Source organism: Actinomadura sp. NPDC048955, assembly GCF_040649435.1.
GTDB classification, from domain to species: domain Bacteria; phylum Actinomycetota; class Actinomycetes; order Streptosporangiales; family Streptosporangiaceae; genus Spirillospora; species Spirillospora luteofluorescens.
On sequence record NZ_JBEZJI010000049.1, the window covers coordinates 66,686 to 72,862 of the forward strand.

General features: G+C 66.1%; 6 protein-coding genes. 3 read left to right on the forward strand and 3 right to left on the reverse strand.

The window, feature by feature from the left end; translation table 11 throughout:
* The first annotated feature begins 6 nt into the window (after positions 1 to 6).
* Entirely contained in the window at positions 7 to 492 is a 486-nt protein-coding gene (locus AB0C84_RS34015) for a DUF5958 family protein (protein WP_361074411.1), read from the forward strand.
* Between the two features lie 770 nt (positions 493 to 1,262).
* Here the strand turns inward: AB0C84_RS34015 and AB0C84_RS34020 are convergent.
* Positions 1,263 to 1,922, reverse strand: a complete 660-nt coding sequence (locus AB0C84_RS34020; RefSeq protein ID WP_361074413.1) for a YdcF family protein — start codon at positions 1,920 to 1,922, stop codon at positions 1,263 to 1,265.
* A gap of 170 nt (positions 1,923 to 2,092) precedes the next feature.
* On the reverse strand, positions 2,093 to 2,551 hold the full coding sequence (locus tag AB0C84_RS34025; RefSeq protein ID WP_218905527.1) for a hypothetical protein: 459 nt from the start codon (positions 2,549 to 2,551) through the stop codon (positions 2,093 to 2,095).
* Positions 2,552 to 4,049: 1,498 nt separating this feature from the next.
* Between AB0C84_RS34025 and AB0C84_RS34030 the strand changes: the two genes are divergently transcribed.
* Together AB0C84_RS34030 and AB0C84_RS34035 are read left to right on the forward strand one after the other, a co-directional pair.
* On the forward strand, positions 4,050 to 4,517 hold the full coding sequence (locus tag AB0C84_RS34030) for a DUF4265 domain-containing protein (RefSeq protein WP_361074415.1): 468 nt from the start codon (positions 4,050 to 4,052) through the stop codon (positions 4,515 to 4,517).
* A gap of 189 nt (positions 4,518 to 4,706) precedes the next feature.
* Positions 4,707 to 5,273, forward strand: a complete 567-nt coding sequence (locus AB0C84_RS34035; RefSeq protein ID WP_361074417.1) for a peroxidase-related enzyme — start codon at positions 4,707 to 4,709, stop codon at positions 5,271 to 5,273.
* A gap of 231 nt (positions 5,274 to 5,504) precedes the next feature.
* Here the strand turns inward: AB0C84_RS34035 and AB0C84_RS34040 are convergent, their stop codons facing one another.
* A complete protein-coding gene (locus tag AB0C84_RS34040) occupies positions 5,505 to 5,825 on the reverse strand; it encodes a hypothetical protein (RefSeq protein ID WP_361074419.1) in 321 nt (106 codons plus the stop codon).
* Positions 5,826 to 6,177 lie beyond the last annotated feature (352 nt).

Here is a 6,177-nt window from a genome sequence, read left to right on the forward strand (position 1 = left end):
ACCAGAATGCCCGACTCACCGACGACCTGGTTCGATGGCTTTCGGCCCGGGCAGACGACGCGACTCCTGGAGGTGATCGTGGTGGACGAGACGTCACTCGTTCTCAACACGTTGGCCCAAGACCTCCGGCCGATCGCCGACGGCATCACCTGGTTCGAGAGCCTGACGAGCGACCAGCGGCATGACGCCCTCTTGAGGCTTGCCATGTTCTGCGCCCAAGCCGGCGCGACCAGCGAGGACACCACGGAGGCCATTCGGCGCGCAGGCATCCGGCCGACGCACACCCCGGCGGTGCTGCTGCCGCGAGGTCGGATGGAAGTCCAGCTGGCAAAGATCGCCAATCTGCCCGAGGACGAGCGGCTCAAGTCCTTCCGTCTGCTCGTCGCACTGCTAGGCGTCTCTGACGGCCGGCGCCGGGCGCGCCTCTGCTCGGACGGATGCGGCCACGCCTGGCATCACCTGGGGCACCGGCAGAGCCCAGCATCCGCCTGATCACGCGGCGCGATGAGCAGCCGGACGGCCCATAAACCGTTTCGCCATGGGCAGGACTCGATCAGCGCATTACAATATTGCGGCCATTCGTGGAAAAAGTGTTGCACGCTCCGGATGCTCACCTCATGAGGCGAACTCCCTGATCCCTTGCGCATTCATCTCGGCTCCGCACGGTCCTCTGTTGGCACCGGTTCCTCCCGGTGCCGCCCTGGCAACTTCGGGGCTCAAACAAGAGACAAAGGTGGTAGATAACGGTGGATAACACGCGCACGGGGGCTCCGGTCATGGGAGTGCCTCCGTTTTTATGCGGTAGCGGGTGGTCGGCAGTCGCTCCCTCGGTCATCGGAGCGCCGCCGCTCATCCCCGGCATCGGGTGCTCGGCGGTCGCTTCCGTGACCACCGAGGTGCCTCCGATCGTCCAGGCGTGCAACATGCCCGGCCACGTGCAGCAGACGTGCATGATCTGCCAGACGTCGTTCTGCTCGGTGTGTGACGGTCACAGCTGCTAGTTCCGGCCGGGCCTGGTCCTCGCTTGGGCCAGGCCGGTTGAGCGGCTGAACAACCGGCCGGTCCCTCCGCACTGCGCGGGGGGACCGGTCCCATGAACGAACGGCGGCCGACCTCCTTGAAGAGCCGCCTCACACTGCCGGTGACATAGCCCCGCTTATGGGAGCTCGCAGATAACCACGGGCATCCGTCCCATTAGCAGGGAAGGCGAACCTGTCATTTTGCCCGAGGTGGGCTGAACGGTTCGTTCTCACATGGTCCGATTATCGGACGAGCCTGCTTGTGAATCCTGCCTCGACCAGACGGCGGTAGGCGGCCTCGACTTCGGACGGCATGTCCTGCGGGATGGCGAATCCTTGGCTTGGGTAGACCATGATGCGCTGCGTGTCGCCCACCAGCATGTCGACAACACGGTTCACGTCCCCGATGCTCACGATGTACTCGTCCAACGGGAGCGGTAGCGACGCGCAGACGACATCGAGTTCCGGCCACATTTTCTTGGCGGTGGAGTAGGCGCGGCGCTGCTGGTAGGGCCGAGAGATCAGCGTCGCCGAGCGGACTTCGATCCCGCGCTCGGCGAGCAACCTGCGGGTGAACTCGATGTTCTGACCCGTATTGGTGGCTTCGGACTCGACCAGGATCGCCTCATCGGGAACGCCGAGCGCGATGGCATGCTCGCGGTAGTGAACGGCCTCGCCCCGCGGGAACCGCTCGACCGTCGTAGGCGCGTTGGCACCGGTGAACACGATGCGAGGGACCAGACCCTCGCGGTAGAGCTCCGCCGAGAAGGTGGCGACACCGAGATCATGGCTGCCCAGCCCGACGGCGACATCGGTAGGCCGGATCGCGTGGTGCATGTCGTGGTAGTCCCACAGGGTTTCCACGTCGGCGCGGTACGCGTCGGGCAACCAGGTCTCGGGCACGGACCTTCCCCTCTCACGTGGACATCCGTGCACGGCGGGACTCTAGAGCTTGAGGACCGCGACATCAGGCGGACGCGCCCATAGACCGAACTTCATCCAGGTCCAAGGTGGCGGCGACTCCGGTCGTCACCCGCGCGACCGCCCGACAACCGACCGCGAGAAGCGAATGGTCAGCCGCAGTGAACCTTCTTGCCGGTCAACTCTCCCGTGTGCGCACCGTTGGTGTTGATGGAGGCCTTGACGTACAGGCACCGATGGCGGGCGTAGACGTAGAGCGGCCCGGAGTACCAATGGTTCCGCTTGCTGTAACCGTCGTATTTGCAGTTGCCGTACTTGGTCCTGGCCGCGTTGTAGACGCAGAGCTTGAGCTTGATGCTGTAGAGCGACGTCGAGCCCTTGCGGACGGCCAGCGCGCAGTTATAGCCGTTGGAGGAGTTGTAGTAGACCTTGAGATAGCCGCGGACCTTGGAGTTCACGTAGATCGAATGGGTGCTGCGCAGGGCGTACCTCGACCCGCACGAAGGGCCTGCCGCACTCGCCGGCGCAGTGGACGCCAGCACGGTCGTCAGGGTCAGCGTAGGAAGCATGACAGCGGCCAGGCGCAGCGCGCGCCCTCCAATTTTGATCACGCGTGAACCCTACGGCGACCGGGGAGGTTCCGCCAGAGCCGGATGATCTCTTGTCCCCGCTGTGACCTGCACGCCTTCCACCATGTGCACTCTGCGGCCGCCCGGGCACGCGCCGCGACAGAGGCCCGTCCGGCACGATCTCCTCCACCTCCGCCGGGCCTCTGCGAACACTCACGAGTCCCCTCGGACAGCAGACACCGAGCCATTAACGGAGTACTCCCGCCACTAGGCGCACACTAGAGACCGAGCTTCCAACGGCCTATGGGCAAGAACTCGCGCAGCCGTCGCAAGGGCCCGCGAGCTCAGCGGGGACGGCGGCCCGCTGGCGCACGTGCTGGTGCCGGATGAGGACATGGATCGCCCGTGCGAGGTACTAGCGCTGGATGCGTCGCGGATACCCACAGAAGTCCTACGCCGCCTGCTCGTGGAGGTAGCCGAAAGCGCCCGGCACGCCGGAGCAACCTTCGTCCGTGACCAGCAGGATCCCCCCGCCGGAAGCACAATCGACCAACCGAGCCGGAAACAAGGCAGAGATGAGCGGCCCTGAGATCTTGGGTTCCTGGTGGCGCTCAAAGGTTGAGCAGGCCTCCACGGTTCGGGCGCTGTGGTTCGGCCTCATGGAACTGCCGGAAGCCGAGGGCGCCAGGTGGAATCTGTACGTAAGCGGATGCCGGGAGTTCACTCAGGCGGACGACTCGGGCGACCGACGTAGCGACGCCGCGGACCCGCGAGGTCCCATCGGAGGCCCTGCTGTATCCAGGTGGCCTAGCCTGGCGTCATGTCAAGACCTCCAGAGCCGACGGACCCCGACCGTGAGGCAAGCCTTGGCCGACTTGCCCTGTGGCTGGCCCCGGAGGATCTGCAATGGCTGGCGGCTCGCTGTACATGCACCGACGCAACGCCCGACCATGAGCGGGATCGGTGCGCCGCAGCGATCGGGCACGGCATTCAGAGATCAGCGATGCGCCTTCGCCACCATGGCCAATCTTCCGGTGTGGACGGATCATGCAGAGTGCGGGCCTGATATTGCTCCGCGAGCGGGGACACGATTGCCAAGACCTCGCGCCGGGATGTCGGCGGAAGAGCCGCAGCGATCTCGTGGAGCGTGTCCAGCGCCTCCCGTGGATCATGACACGGGCAGGTGGGGTACACCTCCGCCGTCAGTCTCCGGCCTGGTTGCCGGAGGAACCATTTCAGCGCCGCGAGAGCCGTGGTCATCGACTCGACACCGGGACACTTCCCGGCCCGTGAGGCGTCCGTGATCTCCCGCAGAACCTTGACGGGAACTCCGTCAGGAACGCTCGGAGAGGACTCGGCGTCCCTGGTGTACCGCGTCGCACGGACGCGGCCCGGCGGTCGCCGTCCCATTAATGCCGTTGTGTGATGGCCATCCCGACATCGTGACACCAAATCGAGCAGTGCCACCACCCACTGCCCCGGACCCAGTGCTACGAAAGCACGCAACTGGGCACGCTCCAGCGCCGTGCGAGCATGGGGGATGACCACAGACCAGGACACTCATATGCACGTCAGGGCCTGGGCCGGCACCAAGTCCGATGGGGAACCGGTCTACGAGCTGGTGCCTGCAAAGCGATCGACTGACGGACGATACGAGCTCGTCGGCACTCCTGCGCTCGTGCTCGGATGCGCCGCAGGCGACATCGTGACTCTCGACGAGACAATGCGAGTTCGAGTGCTGCACCGTGGCGGCAACCTGGCAGTGCAAGCGGGGCCGGTCAAAGAATTCGTCCCCTCAGACGTCGATCGCTTGCGCGAGGCGATGACTCCGCTGAGTGGGCTGGTGGAGGCTCCTGCCGATCTACGGTTCATCGTCGTGACCGTCCCTGCGGCCGCGGGCTTCCCCCACGTCGAGTCGATCATGAATGAGTGGGCCGCCACGGCCAACGCCGAGTGGTGGTACGGGAACGTCACAGACGACAGCGGCGCCCTGTTGAACTGGTGGTAGCCGTGGACCCGCATGTCGCTCCGGTATGGGTGGTGAGGACGAGCCGTCAGTCCCATTGGCCCGCGAAGCCGAATGTCGACATGGCCGGAGTTGTCCCCCTTTCACCCCTGCCCTCGGCGTGCCCGATGCGAGACACTCCCATGTGCACGGAGAGCGAATCCCGATGCGGGGACGACGTTTGGAGAGCCGATGCCGCATATCGCCCTGGGGAACGACGCGTCCGGAATCATCTCGCTGTTCGCCTACCGGCCCGAGACCGCCCGCCCGTTGAGCGAGCTGGCCGAAGTGCTGCTACGCGGCCCGAGCTCCCTGAGCCGCGGCGAGCGGGAACTGATCGCCTCCTACGTCTCGTCCCTCAACGAGTGCGAGTTCTGCACCAGCTCACACGCGGCGTTCGCCGCCGCCCAGCTCCCCGAGGGCATCGCCCTGGTCGACCAGGTGCGAGCCGACCTCGAGAGCGCGCCCGTATCGCCGAAGCTGAAGGCTCTGCTGCGGGTGGCCGGCGCCGTCCAGCGGAGCGGGCGCGACGTGCGTCCCGAGGACGTGGCCGCCGCTCGCGCCGAGGGCGCCACCGACGTCGAGGTGCACGACACGGTGCTGATCGCCGCAGCGTTCTGCATGTTCAACCGGTACGTGGACGGACTCGGCACGACCCTGCCGGACGACCCCAAGGAGTACACGGCGTCCGCCAACGCAATCGTCAGCGGCGGATACCTGGCCATACTCGGCCGCCCGGAAGCACACGCCGACACGTAAGCCGGTAAGCACCCTGAGAGTAACCGCCGCGCCGCCCACTCTCCGGATTTGCACGAGAACGCCAGATCAGACGGCGGACCTCGACTAAGCCGCTCAGGGCAAGGTGGAGACCGCCTGGGCACCCACCACCACAGACGCGCGAACCCGTTCTAAGGGTCTTGGGGAACCAAGGGGTCCCCGGTAGCGCACGCGGAATTCCCCGGCGCCGCTTCCTCAACGGGGTCGACCTCGTCAGAGCGATACGACCTCGACGCGGCAGCCCTCATCGTCGACGTCCCCGAAGCGAAGAACAGCCTCGTTCGGTCGGAGACTAGCCGTTCGAAGCACCGGCCGAATGGCCTGGAGCAGCATCCCGGCATCAGGGCCGTAGAGATAGATCTGCGCAGTGCTCTGGCCGAGCTCGTGACCGTCGACCTCGCCATCACCCGCTGCATCAAGGGCTTCTTCAAGGTGATGCGCCAGCGCGTAGCTCGCACCTCGTTCCGGCTCAGTGCCGTACCCGTCACCAGTGAGGGCGAACTTCAAGAACACGGCGTGCTCAGCCGACAACATGGGCTCCCTGAGGTGGGCAAAGGACTCGCGCACAGAATAGAGGCGTTGACAGCGGCGCGGCCGCCGCGGCGGGCGGTCGGGGCAGGCCGGTCGACGCGTCGCGATGCGCGGCCCCGCGCGGGCGTCCAACACTGAAACGATGCGCTCAACAGGAAGGTCAAGGCGGGGCGGGGCGGCGAGGATGAGAGGGCGGCCTCGGTGGCGTGCTCGTCCCTGTGGACTAATCGCACGCCTTTCGCACGAACGCCCCCGCCCGGGGCTCCCCTTCTAGTGGTCGTCGCAACACCCTTGCTGAGGGGTCGCGATGGACTTCGAGATTCGGAAGGACCGGAGGCCGCAGGGCCGAAAGAAG